15 protein-coding genes are annotated in these 16,446 nt (G+C 59.5%); all 15 read right to left on the bottom strand.

All coding sequences use genetic code 11. The features are described 5' to 3' along the window. Positions 1–106: 106 nt before the first annotated feature. A complete protein-coding gene (locus tag I2D57_RS05460) occupies positions 107–1,135 on the bottom strand; it encodes an ABC transporter ATP-binding protein (protein WP_006236139.1) in 1,029 nt (342 codons plus the stop codon). Beyond that, positions 1,136–2,227, bottom strand: coding sequence for an ABC transporter ATP-binding protein (locus I2D57_RS05455; RefSeq protein ID WP_022094887.1), 1,092 nt, complete (start codon positions 2,225–2,227; stop codon positions 1,136–1,138). It lies immediately after the preceding gene. Between the two features lie 2 nt (positions 2,228–2,229). Further along, positions 2,230–3,165, bottom strand: a complete 936-nt coding sequence (locus I2D57_RS05450) for an ABC transporter permease (RefSeq protein WP_035138881.1) — start codon at positions 3,163–3,165, stop codon at positions 2,230–2,232. Positions 3,166–3,179: 14 nt separating this feature from the next. Beyond that, positions 3,180–4,217, bottom strand: coding sequence for an ABC transporter permease (locus I2D57_RS05445; protein ID WP_117637996.1), 1,038 nt, complete (start codon positions 4,215–4,217; stop codon positions 3,180–3,182). A gap of 156 nt (positions 4,218–4,373) precedes the next feature. Continuing rightward, positions 4,374–6,050: a peptide ABC transporter substrate-binding protein gene (locus I2D57_RS05440; RefSeq protein ID WP_192934623.1), complete on the bottom strand. Its 1,677-nt coding sequence runs from the start codon at positions 6,048–6,050 to the stop codon at positions 4,374–4,376. A 293-nt stretch (positions 6,051–6,343) separates the two neighbouring features. After that, positions 6,344–6,598 carry a preprotein translocase subunit SecG gene (gene secG, locus I2D57_RS05435; RefSeq protein WP_006236144.1) on the bottom strand — a complete coding sequence of 85 codons (255 nt, stop codon included), beginning with the start codon at positions 6,596–6,598 and terminating at the stop codon, positions 6,344–6,346. A 163-nt stretch (positions 6,599–6,761) separates the two neighbouring features. Then, positions 6,762–8,315: a 2,3-bisphosphoglycerate-independent phosphoglycerate mutase gene (gpmI, locus tag I2D57_RS05430; protein WP_195361757.1), complete on the bottom strand. Its 1,554-nt coding sequence runs from the start codon at positions 8,313–8,315 to the stop codon at positions 6,762–6,764. 5 nt (positions 8,316–8,320) lie between these two features. Continuing rightward, complete coding sequence (gene tpiA, locus I2D57_RS05425; protein WP_195361756.1) at positions 8,321–9,088, bottom strand: triose-phosphate isomerase; 768 nt, start codon at positions 9,086–9,088, stop codon at positions 8,321–8,323. Further along, on the bottom strand, positions 9,081–10,271 hold the full coding sequence (locus I2D57_RS05420; protein WP_195361755.1) for a phosphoglycerate kinase: 1,191 nt from the start codon (positions 10,269–10,271) through the stop codon (positions 9,081–9,083). The genes tpiA and I2D57_RS05420 overlap by 8 nt, the downstream gene beginning before the upstream one ends. 140 nt (positions 10,272–10,411) lie before the next feature. Next, positions 10,412–11,437, bottom strand: coding sequence for a type I glyceraldehyde-3-phosphate dehydrogenase (gap, locus tag I2D57_RS05415; protein WP_099431436.1), 1,026 nt, complete (start codon positions 11,435–11,437; stop codon positions 10,412–10,414). A gap of 193 nt (positions 11,438–11,630) precedes the next feature. Next, positions 11,631–12,560, bottom strand: coding sequence for a DNA-binding protein WhiA (whiA, locus tag I2D57_RS05410; RefSeq protein ID WP_117759549.1), 930 nt, complete (start codon positions 12,558–12,560; stop codon positions 11,631–11,633). Positions 12,561–12,566: 6 nt separating this feature from the next. Beyond that, a complete protein-coding gene (rapZ, locus tag I2D57_RS05405; RefSeq protein ID WP_022094878.1) occupies positions 12,567–13,487 on the bottom strand; it encodes an RNase adapter RapZ in 921 nt (306 codons plus the stop codon). A 101-nt stretch (positions 13,488–13,588) separates the two neighbouring features. Further along, entirely contained in the window at positions 13,589–14,275 is a 687-nt protein-coding gene (locus I2D57_RS05400; RefSeq protein WP_195361754.1) for an N-acetylmannosamine-6-phosphate 2-epimerase, read from the bottom strand. Between the two features lie 70 nt (positions 14,276–14,345). After that, positions 14,346–15,311, bottom strand: coding sequence for an ROK family protein (locus I2D57_RS05395; RefSeq protein WP_022094876.1), 966 nt, complete (start codon positions 15,309–15,311; stop codon positions 14,346–14,348). Positions 15,312–15,482: 171 nt separating this feature from the next. Further along, the gene (locus I2D57_RS05390; protein ID WP_035138887.1) at positions 15,483–16,403 is read right to left on the bottom strand and encodes a dihydrodipicolinate synthase family protein; all 921 of its coding nucleotides are present in this window, start codon (positions 16,401–16,403) and stop codon (positions 15,483–15,485) included. Positions 16,404–16,446 lie beyond the last annotated feature (43 nt).

Raw genomic sequence — 16,446 nt, 5'->3', positions numbered from 1 at the left:
CAGGAAACCCCCTTATCCGCAGCTCCGAAGGAGCAGGATAAGGGGGTTTCCATGGTCGAGGACGTTCTGAAAACTAAGTCCAGCACGGGCCCGGACAAACAACCGACTACAGGTCGATGTGCGATTCCTTGATCGGGAACGGCTCCGCGAAGTGGCACGCGCAGCAGTGGCCCGGAGCGACTTCCTTAAACTCAGGAAGCTTCTCGGAGCAGATGCCCTGCGCGATCGGGCAGCGGGTGTGGAAACGGCAACCGGTCGGCGGATCCAGCGGTGACGGCGGGTCGCCGGCAAGGATGATGCGCTTACGGGTCTTCTGGATATCAGGATCGGGCACCGGCACAGCAGACAGCAGCGACTGCGTGTACGGGTGGTGCGGCTCACTGTAAAGCGTCTTCCAGTCCGAAACCTCGACCATCTTACCCAGATACATAACGGCGACGCGATCGGAGATGTGCTGCACGACGGACAGGTCGTGGGCGATAAACAGATACGCCGTACCGAACTTGTCCTGAAGTTCCTTGAGCAGGTTCAGAACCTGGGCCTGAATGGACACATCCAGAGCGGAAACCGGCTCGTCGCAGATAATCAGCTTGGGCTTCAACGCAAATGCGCGGGCAATGCCGACACGCTGGCGCTGACCGCCAGAGAACTCGTGCGGATAACGGTTAATGTGCTCAGGGTTCAGACCGACAACGTCGAGAAGCTCGCGGACACGCTCAATGCGCTCCTCCTTGGTGCCCACGCCGTGAATGGTCATGGGCTCGGAGACGATCTCGCCGATGGTCATACGAGGATTGAGCGAAGCGTAAGGATCCTGGAAGATAAACTGCATCTCGCGACGCATGTCCTTGATCTCATGCTTGCTCATCTCGGCAACATCTTTGCCCTGGAAGAATACCTTACCGGCAGTCGGCTTGGTCAGACGCATGATGGTGCGGCCCGTGGTGGACTTACCGCAACCAGACTCGCCGACCAGACCAAAGGTCTCGCCCGGATAAATCTCAAAAGAGATGTCGTTTACAGCAGAGACGACGCGCTTGGAAAAACGCTTGGCGAACATGCCGGACTCTGCGGGGAACTCCTTAGAGAGGTGCTCGACCTTCAGCAGCGGAGTACGCTCGTTATTGTCTGCCATTTACGCCTCGCCTCCCTTCTTGGAATCCTTGCGCGTACGGGACGTCTCAGGAGCGTTCTTGAGGAACTCGGGGTCACCGGAGTAGTGGCACGCAGAGTAGTGACCAGACTCGGTGACAACGCGCTCGGGGCGCTGCTTGCGGCACTTGTCCGTCGCATAGGGGCAGCGAGGAGAGAAGACGCAGCCCTCAGGCAGGTTCATGAGCGAAGGCGGGTTGCCGTGAATCGGCGTCAGCGGCTTCTTCTCCTCGATAGCCTGCTCCGGAATGGAACGAATAAGACCCCAAGTGTAAGGATGGCGGCTCTCGTAGAAGATTTCCTCAGCAGTACCGAACTCGACGGGACGGCCGGCGTACATAACCATGATCTTATCGGCCATATCGGCGACAACACCCAGGTCGTGGGTGATCATGATGATGGCGTTGCCGTTCTTCTCCTGCATCTCCTGCATAAGCTCAATAATCTGAGCCTGGATGGTAACGTCCAGAGCAGTCGTGGGCTCGTCGGCAATCAGAATATCGGGGTCGCAGGCAAGAGCCATGGCGATCATGACGCGCTGACGCATACCGCCGGAGAACTGGTGCGGATACTCGTTAACGCGCTTCTCGGGCTCGGGAATACCGACGAGATCCAAAAGCTCGGTGGCGCGCTTGAGCGCCTCCTGCTTGGAGTAACCACGGTGCAGACGAAGGCCCTCGCCCACCTGCTTGCCGATCTTGTAGACCGGGTTCAGGGAGGTCATAGGATCCTGGAAGATCATCGCGATATCGTTACCGCGAATGTGCTGCATCTCTTCCTCGGTCATCTCGAGGATAGAACGGCCGCGGTAGCGAACGTCGCCGCCCTCAATCTTTCCCGGAGGCATCGAGATAAGGCCCATGATGGTCATGGCGGTCACGGACTTGCCGGAGCCGGACTCACCGACGACACCCAGGGTCTCGCCGCGATCGAGCGTGTAGGAGACACCGTCGACAGCGCGAACAACGCCGTCCTCGGTGTGGAAATACATCTTAAGGTCATCGACCTCGAGCAGATGCTGGCCCTCGGGAACCGGCTGGTCCTTCAGGTCCACATAGTTCTTGTTCTTCTTCATCCTTATGCGTCCTTCATCTTGACGTCGAGGGCGTCGCGCAGACCGTCACCCAGCAGGGTGAAGGCGAGCACCGTCGAGAGAATTGCCAGACCGGGCATGATCATCATCCAGGGAGCAGTCAGAAGATACTGCTGACCGTCCTGAATCATGGAGCCCCACGAAGGCGTAGGCGGAATAACGCCCATGCCGAGGAAGGACAGAGCGGACTCGGTCAAAATGGCACCACCAATGTTCATGGTCGCGTAGACCACGATGGAGGCGACGGAGTTCGGGAAGATGTGACGCACGACGATACGAGCATCAGATGCACCCATCGCACGCGCAGCGTCAACATAGTCGTTTTCCTTGACCGTCAGGATCGCGGATCGGAAGACGCGCGCAATCGAAGGCCAGCCGAGAATACCGATGGCGATAAAGACGTTCTGAAGGCCACGGCCGATAACGGCGATCATGGCGACAACGAACAGCACGTACGGGAACGCCAGGAAGATGTCCGCACAGCGCATGATGATCGTATCCCAGATGCCGCCGTAGAAACCGGCCAGAGCACCCATGACCAGACCAATTAGCGTGGAGATCGCGGTGGCCATAATTCCGACGGACAGCGAAACGCGCGCACCGTAGATAACGCGGACGAGAATGTCGCGACCAAGGGCGTCGGTGCCAAACGGGTGCTCTGCACACGGAGCCAACAGCGACGTCTCGGCCATAGTGGTCGAGTCGGAAGCCGTCGGGGAACCGAGCCAGGGCTTAGCCCACAGATCTGCAGTCAGGGCAACCACAACGACGATGATGATCCAGCAGACACCGATAACGGCGAGCTTGTTCTTACGAAGACGCTTAAAAGCGTCGCCCCACAGCGTGCGGGACTTGGCGGGAGCAGATGCGGCCTTGGTGGCGGTAGCCTGCTCCTGAGACTGAGAATCAGTTTCCTGCATGAGACGTACCTCCCTTAGGCCTTATCCGACGGACCGCCAAGGCGGATGCGCGGGTCGAGGAATGCATAGCTAATGTCGACGAGCAGGTTGATCACCATAACGACGACGACAATGAGCGTAACGCCGCCCATAACGATGGGCCAGTCACGCATGCTAATGGCGCGATAGACCTCATAGCCGATACCGGGCCAGTTAAAGACCGTCTCGGTCAGGATGGCGCCCGAAAGCATGCCACCAAAGTCGACACCAATATAGGTAACGACGGGGATGAGTGCATTCTTAAGCGCATGCTTGATGATGATCGCGCGATTGGAGAGACCCTTGGCCTTTGCCGTACGGATGTAATCCTGGTTCATGACGTCAAGCAGCTGCGAGCGCATAATGCGGGCGGCATAAGCGGTCGATACCGAAGCCAGCGTAATGGTCGGAAGCACATAGTGCATCCAATCCTGATACTGAGAGCTGGAACCGCCGGCACCCGAGATCGGCATGGAGAATGCACCGCCGGTGGCGTCCTTGAGAATGACGCCAAAGAACAGCTGCAGCAACATACCGAGCCAGAAGGCCGGGACGGCAACGAGAATCGACGTGGTGAGCGTTACCAAAATATCCCAGAAGGAATAACGCTTAACCGCCGAAATGATACCCGCACCGATGCCCATGATTGCCTCGAGCACGATGGCGCACGCGGCAAGTTTGACCGTATACGGATACTTCTGGGCAAAGATCTCCGTAACCGGCAGCTTGCGCTGGTACGAATTGCCCAGATCGCCATGAAGCAGGCCGTTCATGTAATACAAGTAACGGTCCACGAGCGACGTTTGAACGGGGTCGCCGTTCTCGTCAAGGATCGCATTGCCGTCCTCGTCCGTCTGGACCAGGTGATAGCGAACGCGAAGCTGAAGCTCCACCTCGGGGGACAGAGCCTTGTCTCCACCGATCAGCTTGATCGGATCTCCCGGCACGATATTCTGGAGGGCGAACAGAATCAGCGTAACGCCCAAAAACACCGGGATGAACTGAAGCACACGTTTAACGATGTACTTACCCATACCACTCCCCTATCTAGGGATTAACCTAAATGGGATGCCGATCGCCAGACCGGCATCCCAAAATTACCATCAGCCAGTTTACCCCAGGTTAGGGAGAACTGTATGTTTCCCATGAGGTCTACGTAAATACTTGACCCTCACGGAAGCTGCAAACTCTTAGGCGAGCTCAGCGGTACCCAGCTCGGCGTGTTTCTGCGGATCGACATAGAGGTGCTTGATGCGATCGGAGCCGGCGATGGTGTGCGTGTAGAACATCACCGGGATGACCGGGCAGTCGGCAGCGACCATTGCGTCGGCCTCCTGCATCTTAGCGACGCGCTCTTCGTCGTCAACCGTGGTGCGAGCCTCGTCGACCTTGGCGTCGAACTCGGGGTTGTTGTAACCAGAGCGGTTGTCGCCACCGAGGGAGTCGGAGTGGAACAGCGGATACAGGAAGTTGTCCATGATCGGGTAGTCGGCAATCCAGCCCAGACGACCGAACTGATAGTTGAAGTTCTGGTACTGCTCGAGCAGCGCAGACCACTCAGGGGTATCGGAGACGGCGGTAACGCCGACCTTGGCGAGGTCGCCGATGATGGACTCCATGATCTCCTTGTGGCCACCGTCCTGGTTGTAGGAAAGGGTCACGCTAATGCCACGGTCGCCGTTGGCACCGGCAGGAGCAACCTTGTCGAGGTACTCGTTAGCCTTGTCGACGTCGTAGGCGCAGAACTCCCATGCGCCCTCCTTGTAGCCATCGATGCCCGGAGGAACAATGCCGTCGGCGGGGGTACGGGTACCCTTGAAGATGGTCTTGCAGATGGCCTCACGGTTAATGGCCAGGGAGATACCCCTGCGCAGGTCGGCGTTGTTGAACGGCTCAGCCGTGGTGTTGCAGGTCAGGTAGTAGGTGGAAGGCTCGGCGCCGAGCAGCATGCGCTCGCCGTCGCCCATGGTGTAGCCGTCCTTGGACACGCCGCGATCCTTCTTGGCAGCGTCGATCTGAGCAACGGGAACGTCGCAGATATCGAGGTTACCGGCCTGGAACTCCTTGTAGGCGGTCTCCATGTCCTTGATGACCTGGAAGTGGATGCCATCGATCTTGGCCTTGTCGCCATAGTAATCGTCGAACTTCTTGAGGTTGATCTCCTGACCATCCTCCCACTTGCCGTCCATCATGAACGGGCCGTTACCGATCGGGGCAAGGTAGAAGCTCTTAACATCGGACTCGGCGCACTCGGGAACCGGGGACAGAGCCGGGTGAGAGGCGACGAAGGGGAAGTCGGCGTAAGCGGAAGACAGCTTAACGACGAGGGTCTCATCGTCGGGGCAAGTAACACCGCTGAGCTCGGTAGCGTTACCGGCAAGCAGGTCATCATAGCCCTCGACCATGGAAAGGTGATAGGAGACCTCGGAAGGACCGTACTCGGTAGCGATGGCCGACTTGGTGTTGACCAGACGCTCCCAAGCGAGCTTGAAGGACTTGGAGGTAACGTCGTCACCGTTGTGGAACTTGGCCTTCTTGATCTTGAAGGTGAACTCGGTGGCGTCGTCGTTGGCCTCGAAGGACTCGCAAGCCAGCGGGACGATCTTGCCCTTCTCGGCGTCGTAAGAGGTCAGAGCATCGAACAGCTGGTACTCGACCTGAGTGCCCTGATCCTCCTGGACGTTGTAGGGGTCGATGCAGACCGGGTTGTTGATGTAGAAGTTCAGCGTCGAACCGGACTCAGAACCGGAAGCGTCGCCGCCCTTCTTGCCGCATGCGGCAAGAAAAGCCATGGAGCTCGCAGCAAGGGTACCGCCGACAAAGGCGCGACGACCCATAACGGGCTGGTGGAACATAGAATCAGCCATGCCATCCTCCTTATGAGATAGGACAAAGAAATGTTCAGTCGGACATATGTCGAGACAATCCGATCCGAACCATCAAAACGCCGCCCGCTGCTATGGCTGGTTATGCACAACAGGCCAACGTTTTGCAATACAGTAGCGCATTTTATGCACGATTTGGGGCTAATTCCGGTTAACGGTCGAGAATTTCTTTAGTTGGGCGAAGTATGTGGGGATATTTTGACTCTGTTACAAGTCTGTAAACAAAAAGGGCCCCGCACATGCAGGACCCTTTACAAACGTATATACGCCGATGCTTAGTAGCCGACGATGCCCTGCGGGAAGAAGAACATGCACAGAACGACACACACGGCAAATACGACAGCCATGATGACGGTCAGGCGATCGAGGTTCTGCTCCATGACGCCCGTGGCAGAGCTGGAGTTATACAGCGAGCTAGCGATCATATCCGAAACGCCGGTACCCTTACCGGAGTGCATCAGGACGAGAATCGTCAGCGCCACGGCAGAGACAGCCCAAACGACAAACAGAAGAATCTGGAACGGACCCATAGATAAGCTCCTTAATAGAACAATTCAAACTCCAGTACTGTACCACAACCCCCAACGCTCCCCCACCCGCCATTTGGGGACGGGGCAGAAATGGCAGAAACACCAAAAGGGGGTTGTCCGGTTGTGGACAACCCCCTTACTAGAAAACGGTATTTGTTTTCTATTAGGCCTCGGTGGCGAGTACGCGACCCGTCATCTCGGCGGAAGGCTCAATGCCAGCCATGGTGAGCATGGTCGGAGCGATATCGGAAAGACGGCCGTCCTCAATACCGGTGAGCTGCGCCTTCTCATCAACGATGATGAACGGCACACGGTTGGTGGTGTGAGCCGTAAACGGATGCTTGGAACCGTCGGAAACAACGTCAAACATGTGATCGGCGTTGCCGTGATCGGCGGTAATCAGCGCAAAGCCGCCCTTAGCGAGAATCGCCGGGACAACCTTGGACAGGGCATCGTCAACAGCCTCGACGGCCTTAACGGCAGCGTCGAAGACACCGGTGTGACCAACCATGTCGCAGTTCGCGAAGTTCACGATGTAGAAATCAGCGCGATCCTCGTTGATGGCGGCGACAAGCTTCTCGGTAACCTCGGGAGCGCTCATCTCGGGCTGCAGATCGTAGGTAGCGACCTTGGGGGAAGCGACGAGCACGCGCTCCTCGCCCTCCTTGGGCTCCTCGATGCCGCCGTTGAGGAAGAACGTCACGTGGGCGTACTTCTCGGTCTCGGCAGTGTGCAGCTGCTTCAGGCCATTGGCGGCGATAACGTCGGCCAGGACGTTCTCGGGGAACGTCTTGGGGAAGGCGACCTCGACGTCAAACGTCGGATCGTACTCGGTCATCGTCACAAAGTGCGAGAGCTTGATCTGCTCGCGCTCAAAGCCGTCGAACTCCTTGTCCGTGAACACGCGGGTCATCTGACGGGCGCGGTCGGGACGGAAGTTGAAGAAGATGGCCGCGTCGCCCTCGTGGATGCCCTCATTGTGGGCAGCGAAGGGCTCGACGAACTCGTCGCCGCGCGGATCCTTCTCGTAGTAGGCCTTGATGCCGGCAACGGGGTCGGTATCGGCATCGGACGCATTGACCATGACGTCGTAGGCACGCTGGATGCGCTCCCAACGGTTGTCGCGGTCCATGGCCCAATAGCGGCCCGAGACGGTGGCGACGCGAGCGTCGCAACCGGTCTCCTCGGAGATCTTAGCCAGGAAGGCGCAGAACTCGCTCATGTAGCCAGCACCGGACTGCGGGTCGACGTCGCGGCCGTCCATAAAGGCGTGGACACGAACGGTCTTGACGCCATGCCGGGCAGCCATCTTGACCAGAGCCTCGACGTGGTTCATATGGGAATGAACACCGCCAGGGCTCATAAGGCCCATAAGGTGGAGGGTCTTGCCGTCAGCCTTGACGTCGTCCATAGCCTTGACGAAGACTTCGTTCTTAGCGATGGAGCCATCCTTGATGGCGTTGTTGATGCGCGAAAGCTCCTGGAACACGATGCGGCCGGCACCGATGTTGAGGTGACCCACCTCGGAGTTACCCATCTGGCCATCGGGAAGACCCACGTCCTCGCCCGAAGCGCCGAGCGTGGTGTGGGGGTACTTCTCGTACAGGCTATCAAGGAAGGGCGTCTTGGCAGCGGCGACGGCGTTCTCGCCATCGGCCGGAGCCAGGCCGCAGCCGTCCATGATGATCAGGAGTGCAGGAAGATGACGCTGTGCCATATGTCCTACTCGCCTGCCTTGACGACCATAGAGGCGAAGTCGGCAGCCTTGAGCGAAGCGCCGCCCACGAGGGCGCCGTCAACGTCGGGCTTGGCGACGAGCTCAGCGATGTTGCCGGGCTTGGCAGAGCCACCATAGAGAACGCGGATGCCGTCGGCGAGCTCCTCGCCGAACATCTCCTTGAGGGTCTCACGGATAGCGCCGCAGACCTCCTGAGCATCCTCGGCGGTAGCGGTCTTGCCGGTGCCAATGGCCCAGATGGGCTCGTAGGCGACGACGACCTGCTTGGGGCAGGTGATCTCAAGACCAGCAAGGCCAGCCTTGACCTGGTTCACGACGTGCTCGACATAGGTGTCGGCCTCGCGGACCTCAAGGGACTCGCCGCAGCAGAAGACGGGAACAAGACCGGCGGCAACGAGGGCCTTGGCCTTCTTGTTCTGATCCTCGTCGGTCTCGTGGAAGTAGTCGCGACGCTCGGAGTGACCGATGATGCAGTAGGTGCAGCCAGCGGACTTGAGCATGTCGCAAGAGGACTCACCGGTGAAGGCACCCTTGGCCTCCCAGTACACGTTCTGTGCACCGAGGGCGATGGGGGCAGCCTGAATGCGGTCATGAACCGTGGTGATGTCGATGGTCGGAGGGCAGACGAGCACCTCGACGCCAGCCGGAACCTCGGGCAGAGCCTGAGCCAGCTCGTCGGCGAGCTTGGCGGCCTCGGCGACGTCGTTGTTCATCTTCCAGTTACCAGCGATAAGAAGGGTGCGATTAGGCATCGAGAAGCGCCTCCACTCCGGGCAGGGCCTTACCCTCGACGAGCTCCATGGAAGCGCCACCACCGGTGGAGATCCAGCTCATCTTGTCGGCCAGGTTGAACTTGTTGACAGCCGCGACAGAGTCACCACCGCCGATGATCGAGGTGCAGTCGGCCTCGGCGACGGCCTCGGCGATAGCCTGGGTGCCGTGAGCGAAGTTGTCGAACTCGAAGACGCCCATGGGGCCGTTCCAGAACACGGTCTTGGCGCCCTTGACGGCCTCGGCGTAGAGCTCCTCGGTCTTGGGACCGATGTCCATGCCCTCACGATCGTCGGGGATAGCGTCGGAAGCGACAACCTCGGGGACAGCGTCCTCGCCAAAGTGATCGGCAACGCGGTTGTCGATGGGGAGCAGGATCTTGACGCCCTTCTCCTCGGCCTTCTTGAGCATCTCGCCGGCGCGCTCGACCCAGTCCTCTTCCTTGAGGGACTGACCGACGGTCAGGCCCTGAGCCAGGAAGAAGGTGTAGGCCATGCCGCCACCGATGATCAGGGTGTCAGCGGAGTCGATGAGGTGATCGAGAACGCCGATCTTGGAGGAAACCTTGGAACCGCCGACGATAGCGACGAAGGGGCGCTCGGGCTCGGCGAAGATGCCGGTCAGCGTGTCGACCTCCTTCTCGAGCAGGAAGCCGGCGACGGCAGGCAGGTAAGCGGCGGGGCCCACGACGGAACCCTGGGCGCGGTGAGCGGTGCCGAAGGCATCGAGAACGAAGACGTCACCATAGGAAGCGAGGGTCTTGGCGATCTCGGGATCGTTCTTCTTCTCACGCTTGTCGAAACGGACGTTCTCGAGAACCAGGACCTTGCCCGGCTCGACGGCGGCAACAGCCTCAGCAGCCTTCTCGCCGTAGGTGTCGGCGACAAAGGCAACATCGAGACCAGAGAGCTCAGCGAGCTTCTTGGCGACAGGCTCAAGGGAGAGCTCAGGCTGGAAGCCGGTGCCCTCGGGACGGCCGAGGTGGCTCATGAGGATGACGCGAGCGTTGTGCTCAACGAGGTAGTTGATGGTGGGCAGGGCAGCCTTGATGCGGGTGGTGTCGCCAACGACGCCATCCTTGATAGGCACGTTGAAGTCAACGCGGACGAGAACGCGCTTGCCGTCGACATCGATGTCGCGGACGGTCTTCTTGGTAAAGGCCATGTTTGCTTCTACCTTTCGTACGTGTCTGCCTCCCATTACGGCAGACGATTTCCTATAAAAAGGGCGCGACCCTAGGGTGTAAGCCCTATGAGGCCGCGCCCTTCTTTAGACGCTCAACGAGCTATTCGCTAAAAGCTAAATTAAGCAACGAACTTCTCGAAGTACTTGATGGTGCGGACCATCTGAGAGGTGTAGGAGTTCTCGTTGTCGTACCAAGAGGTGACCTGAACGAGGGTCTGGCCGTTGCCGAGGTCAGAGCACATGGTCTGAGTGGCGTCGAAGATGGAGCCGTGGGTCTCGCCGATGATGTCGGTGGAGACGATGTCGTCCTCGTTGTAACCGAAGGTCTCGGAGATGGTGGAAGCGTAGGCCTTCATAGCGGCGTTGACCTCGTCGACGGTGACCTTCTTGTCAACGACAGCGTAGAGGTTGGTGATGGAGCCGGTCGGCGTCGGGACGCGCTGGGCGGCACCGATGAGCTTACCGTTGAGCTCGGGGAGAACCAGGCCGATAGCCTTGGCAGCACCGGTGGTGTTGGGGACGATGTTGACGGCGCAGGCGCGGCTACGACGCTTGTTGCCCTTGCGCTGCGGGCCGTCGAGCGGCATCTGGTCGCCAGTCCAGGCGTGAATGGTGGTCATGATGCCGGACACGATGGGAGCGAAGTCGTTCAGACCCTTGGCCATCGGGGCGAGGCAGTTGGTGGTGCAGGAAGCAGCGGAGATGATGTTGTCCTCAGCGGTCAGCGTCTCGTGGTTGACGTTGTACACGATGGTGGGCAGATCGCTGCCGGCCGGAGCGGAGATGACGACCTTCTTGGCGCCAGCGTTGATGTGGGCCTGAGCCTTAGCCTTGCTGGTGTAGAAGCCGGTGCACTCGAGAACGACGTCGACGTCGAGGTCGCCCCAAGGCAGGTTGTTGGCGTCGGCCTCCTTGTAGATCTTGATCTCCTTGCCGTCAACGGTGATGGAATCCTCGCCAGCAACGACCTCGTGATCGCGAGCGTAGTTGCCCTGCGTGGAGTCGTACTTCAGCAGGTAAGCGAGCATATCGGGAGAGGTGAGGTCGTTGATAGCGACAATCTCGGAGCCCTCATGACCGAACATCTGACGGAAAGCCAGACGACCGATGCGACCGAAGCCGTTAATAGCAACCTTTACTGCCATTGTGTCTCCTTTCGTAAGGCCCCCGCAAGCTACAGCGCCCGCCGTTGAGGCCCACAAACTAACCACTCGCCTAATATACCTTTTTTTGGACTTGAATTTCACGAGAATAGTCGAAATTGAAAATCAAATTTACGTTAAAACGTTTTAAAGAGTAAAATAGCAGCTAAATCCGTATATAAGTCGATACTTTAAACTACCCGTTTGCTTCAATGAGCTTTTCAAGCCGTAAAACACGATGGTAGAGGGCCGACTTCGACAAGGGAGGGTCAGCCATCTCCCCTAAATCACGCAGCGACAGATCGGGATAGCGCTCGCGCAGGTCGCAAAAGACCGCCAAGGCATCCGGAAGCGCATCGCGAAGGCCGCGCTGCTCGAGCTCATCGATAAGCGCAAGCTGATGTTGGGCAGCACCGGCGCTTCTGGTCTGGTTGGCGAGCTCGGCGTTCACGCGACGGTTCACATCGTTCTTAACCAACTTGACCGCGCGCGCCTCCTCAATCTCGGCAACGCTGCGCTTGGCACCAATCAGCTTTAATAGATGCTCGATTTCCTCGGCGCTCTTAATGTACACGGCATATGACCCCCGCCGTGCATTAACACGAGCATGGACCCCAATCTGCCCCAACAGGTCGCAAAGCCCCTTAGCATATTGCTCGCCCTGCACCGCGATCTCCAAATGAAAATCGCCGCGTGGATCGGCCACGAAGCCGCCCGCGATGAGCGCGCCGCGGATGTAGGCAAGCCTGCAGCAGGGACGGGCAACGATGTGTCGGGGAACACCAGCAACGAGCCCTCCCCTGCGGTCTAGAATGCCCAGCAGCACCAGAGCCTTGTCCAGGTCGGGTTGATCGGGCAGGGTAATGAGATAGTTACGGACCTTATGCAAGACCGATTTACGAACGGTGAATTCCGTTTTGAGCTTAAGAATGCGATGCGTCAGCGTGATCATCGTGCGCGCGACGGCTCCCGTCTCGGTCGCGACCGTCAAACGATACCGCCCGGAGCCGGCCAGCGAAAGTGTACCGCTCACACGCGTCAGGGCGGCAAGCGTCGACAAATCGCAGTATTCACATTCGGGTTCGCAGCGCGCGAGCTCGTCACGCACCTCGGCGGTAAACGACATGCAGGCCTATGCTTTCGTGTTCGCGCGCGACAGGTCGCGATGGGAAATGCTCACGTGGTACTGAGCACCCTCCAGGTAGCGGGCCGTAGCCTCGGCAATGGCAACGCTTCGGTGCTGTCCACCCGTGCAGCCGATGGCAATGGAAAGCTGCGGCTTACCCTCTGCGATATATCCCGGCATGACCGTATCGAGCAGCTGCGTCCAAGCCTTCCAAAACTCCTGGGTCTTGGGATGGTCTAAGACAAAATCGGAGACCTTCTTATCGAGGCCGGTCATGGTGCGCATCTCGGGATCGTAGAACGGATTGGGCAGGAAGCGAACGTCGATCATAATGTCCGCCTCGACGGGCATGCCGTGCTTAAAGCCAAACGAGAACACATGGACGTCCATGAGCTGTTGGTCGGACAGTTCGGAAAATGCCATACGTAGCTTGTTGCGCAGCGCAGAGGTGCGCAGACGGCTCGTGTCGATAATCATATCGGCTCGATCGCGCACGCCCTGCAGCTGAAGGCGCTCGCGCTGAATGGCATCGGCCGTAGTCTCCCCCGGCTTGGCAATGGGATGACGGCGGCGATTTTCGCTGTAGCGACGAATCAGCACCTCGTCAGAAGCCTCCAGGAACACGATGTCGCAGCTCATCTCGCGTTCTTCGAGCGCGGCGACCGCATCGAGCAACTCGTCAAACAGTCCCTGGCTACGCAAATCGCAGGTGACGGCGAGATGCCTGCCCACGCCCGTATTGATGCCGACGAGCTCGGCAAGCTGGGCGATGAGACGCGGAGGCAGGTTATCAATGCAAAAATAGCCCATGTCCTCGAACACGTGCATGGCCTGTGTGCGGCCCGATCCGGACATTCCGGTGATGATGACGATATCAGGGATGCGCTCCGAGCGCTCCGCCGCATCCATGGCATCTCCCTTTTGCATGTGCTGCCTCCCAAAAACAAGCGCGGGACCCAGCAACCCGGATCCCGCGCGGTCAATTGCCTATATTGAGTATACCGCCCCAAGCGGATACGAGGCCTGTCTTACGCCTCAAGCGCAGCCTTGAACCAACTCGTAATACTCGTGGGGTGCGTGATGGCGGTGCCGACGACAACGGCCCAAGCTCCAGCATCGATCGCGGCGCGAGCCTCCTCGGGCGTGTGCACGCGGCCCTCGCAGATGATGGGAAGACCGGGGAATTCCTCGGTCGCCTGACGCAGGAGCGGCAGATCGGGACCGTCGGCCATGGTGCAGTCGATGGCGGCGACACCATGAGAAAGCGTGGTGGACACCAGGTCGAAGCCCATGTCGACAGCACGGCGAATGTCCTCGATGGTGGCACAATCCGCCATCAGGAGCACACCCTCCTCGTGCAGCGGACGGAAGGTGTCCTCGACGGTCTTGCCATCGGGACGCGGACGATCGGTGGCATCGATCGCCACGATATCGGCACCCGCGGCAACGCAGGCGCGAGCGTGACGCAGCGTCGGCGTGATGTAAACGCCCTCGTGTCCATCCTTCCACAGGCCGATGACGGGGATCTCACAGCGACCCTTAATGGCGGCAATGTCGGCAAGGCCCTGACAGCGAATGGCGGCGGCGCCGCCAAGCTCGCAAGCGCGAGACATTTGAGCCATGGTCTCGGGCGTACGAAGTGGCTCGCCCATATACGCCTGAACGCTCACGACGAGCTTACCCTTCAGGGATTGAATCAAAGGATCGACGGTCATAAGGCTGTAACCTTTCTCAGAACAGCCTCCCGAGGCGTGTTGTCTCGGGAGGCTCCTACAGCAGATACGTTTACTTCAACGAGGCAAGAAGATGCTCAGCGGCACCGATAAGCGGCGCGTCGCCCTCCAGAGACCCGATGAGGATCGGTGTGTCCTGAAGCGGGTCGAGCGCCTGGCTGGCATAGCCCTCGTGCACCGAATCCTTCCACGTCTGCGAACGCCAATCGGGACCCTGGTGAATCACGCCGCCCGAAAGCACGATGACCTCGGGGTCCAAGATGTTGGCGAGCGAGCCTAAGCTGGCGCCCAGTGCAAAGCCGGCATCATGGATGACCTCAGTCGCCTTTGCGTCGCCCGCGCGGCACAGGTCGTTTACATCGCGACCGACCGAAGGACGGCTGGGGTCGACGCGGCCAAAGCGCTCATCGTACATACGACCAATGGAAGTGCCCGAAGCAACCGACTCCAGATGGCCGGAACGCCCGCAGGCGCAGGGAATGCCGGCGGCAGCCGAGCACTCGATGTGGCCCATATGACCGGCAGCACCATGGAAGCCCTGCATCACGCGGCCGTTCTCGACATATGCGCCGCCGATGCCCGTACCGATGCCAAGACACAAGACGGAGAACTTGCCCTTGCCGACGCCCCAGTGGGCCTCACCCAGAGCATGAGCCTGCACGTCGCCTACGACGGCAACGGGAAGACCGAGGTCCTCGCGCAGGCGCGGCCCCAACTGAACGCCGGACCAGCCGGGCATGATCTCGTTGGCATACGCGATGGCGCCCGTCTTGGGATCGACGACGCCGGCGGCACCGATGCCGACGCCAAGGACCTCGACATCGGGATTCGCCTCGAGAGCAGCCTTGATGGACGCCTCGATACGCTGGAAGACGGCCTCGCCGCCCTCTTGGGCCTCAGTGGGAACCTCGGCCTCAAAAACGGGATGAGGCACGCTGCCGTCAGCCGGGTACTCCATGATGGCAGTCGCGATCTTAGTTCCGCCGATATCGACAGAGCAGACGTACTTGTTCTCCATGTCGCTCTCCTTAGGAGATAAAAAACAACTACAGGAAATGAAGGCTGCGTTATCGCCGCAGCTTGGTAAAGGTTTCCCGGGTGCCCGAGGTTGGGGTGAAAGCGGTCGGGCGTTGACCTAATGGGTCACGCTCGACCGCTTGAGCCCCAAGATCGGGTGCCCGGGGAAGCTTTACAGGAGACCGTTGTCCTGGAGGACCTTCTTAATCGCCTCGACGTTCTCGCCGGTCATGGCCTTCACCGGGCGCGGCATGGTCGGGCTGTCGAAGATGCCCATGAGGTTCATAGCGGTCTTGAAGGCGCCGACGCCACCGGCATAGCCCTGGACGCCCGAGGTGACATCCCAGATGTGCGAAATCTCATTGAGGCGATCCTGCTCGGCCTTGACGGTAGCCCAGTCACCAGCCTGAGCGGCCTTCCACTGACGCACGTAGCCCTCGGGCTCAACGTTGGCGAGACCCGGGACGGAACCGTCGGCGCCACCGAGGTAGGCGCCGTCGACAACAACCTCGTGACCGGTGAGAATGCTCATCGGATGGCCGTTCTTCTCGTTCTCCTGAACGAGGTAGCGGAACGAGATGTCATCACCCGAGGAATCCTTGACGCCAGCAAGGACGCCCTCGGCGCCGAGCTTGGCAAGGAGCTTCCAGGGGAGCTTGGTGTGAACGCAGACGGGAATGTCATAGGCGAAGATGGGCAGGTCAAGCTCCTCGTGCAGGATACGGAAGTGCTCCTCGACCTCGGTCATGCCCTGCAGGGCATAGAACGGGCAGGTGGCGACGAGGGCATCGGCGCCCAGCTCCTGGGCGACCTTGCCGTGCTCAATCATGCGCTCGGTCTCGGTATCGATGATGCCGACCAGAACAGGCACACGGTGGTCGACGATACGAACGGCCTCGGCGATAATCTGGCGACGGCGCTCGTCGGTGGAGAAGACGACCTCGCCCGAGGATCCCAAGAAGAACAGGCCATCGACGCCGGCATCGATCATGCGGTTGATGCTGCGCTCAAAGGAGGCAACGTCGAGCTGGTGATCTTCGGTATCGGGAACAACGACGGGAGGGATAACGCCGGTGAATTTCTGAGTTGCCACAAGAATCTCCTTAGTTGTCTGGTGGGCAGCCCTATGCCGCCCA

It is taken from the genome of Collinsella aerofaciens (genome assembly GCF_015553355.1).
Taxonomy (GTDB): domain Bacteria; phylum Actinomycetota; class Coriobacteriia; order Coriobacteriales; family Coriobacteriaceae; genus Collinsella; species Collinsella aerofaciens_V.
Note: the sequence above shows the minus strand (reverse complement) of the source record. Positions and strands in the feature narration are given on the sequence as shown.

Bases quoted from the DNA above. Each gene is read 5' to 3' on its own strand.
- I2D57_RS05460 (WP_006236139.1), bottom strand. From the start codon at position 1,135: ATGGCAGACAATAACGAGCGTACTCCGCTGCTGAAGGTCGAGCACCTC.
- I2D57_RS05455 (WP_022094887.1), bottom strand. From the start codon at position 2,227: ATGAAGAAGAACAAGAACTATGTGGACCTGAAGGACCAGCCGGTTCCC.
- I2D57_RS05450 (WP_035138881.1), bottom strand. From the start codon at position 3,165: ATGCAGGAAACTGATTCTCAGTCTCAGGAGCAGGCTACCGCCACCAAG.
- I2D57_RS05445 (WP_117637996.1), bottom strand. From the start codon at position 4,217: ATGGGTAAGTACATCGTTAAACGTGTGCTTCAGTTCATCCCGGTGTTT.
- I2D57_RS05440 (WP_192934623.1), bottom strand. From the start codon at position 6,050: ATGGCTGATTCTATGTTCCACCAGCCCGTTATGGGTCGTCGCGCCTTT.
- secG (WP_006236144.1), bottom strand. From the start codon at position 6,598: ATGGGTCCGTTCCAGATTCTTCTGTTTGTCGTTTGGGCTGTCTCTGCC.
- gpmI (WP_195361757.1), bottom strand. From the start codon at position 8,315: ATGGCACAGCGTCATCTTCCTGCACTCCTGATCATCATGGACGGCTGC.
- tpiA (WP_195361756.1), bottom strand. From the start codon at position 9,088: ATGCCTAATCGCACCCTTCTTATCGCTGGTAACTGGAAGATGAACAAC.
- I2D57_RS05420 (WP_195361755.1), bottom strand. From the start codon at position 10,271: ATGGCCTTTACCAAGAAGACCGTCCGCGACATCGATGTCGACGGCAAG.
- gap (WP_099431436.1), bottom strand. From the start codon at position 11,437: ATGGCAGTAAAGGTTGCTATTAACGGCTTCGGTCGCATCGGTCGTCTG.
- whiA (WP_117759549.1), bottom strand. From the start codon at position 12,560: ATGTCGTTTACCGCCGAGGTGCGTGACGAGCTCGCGCGCTGCGAACCC.
- rapZ (WP_022094878.1), bottom strand. From the start codon at position 13,487: ATGCAAAAGGGAGATGCCATGGATGCGGCGGAGCGCTCGGAGCGCATC.
- I2D57_RS05400 (WP_195361754.1), bottom strand. From the start codon at position 14,275: ATGACCGTCGATCCTTTGATTCAATCCCTGAAGGGTAAGCTCGTCGTG.
- I2D57_RS05395 (WP_022094876.1), bottom strand. From the start codon at position 15,311: ATGGAGAACAAGTACGTCTGCTCTGTCGATATCGGCGGAACTAAGATC.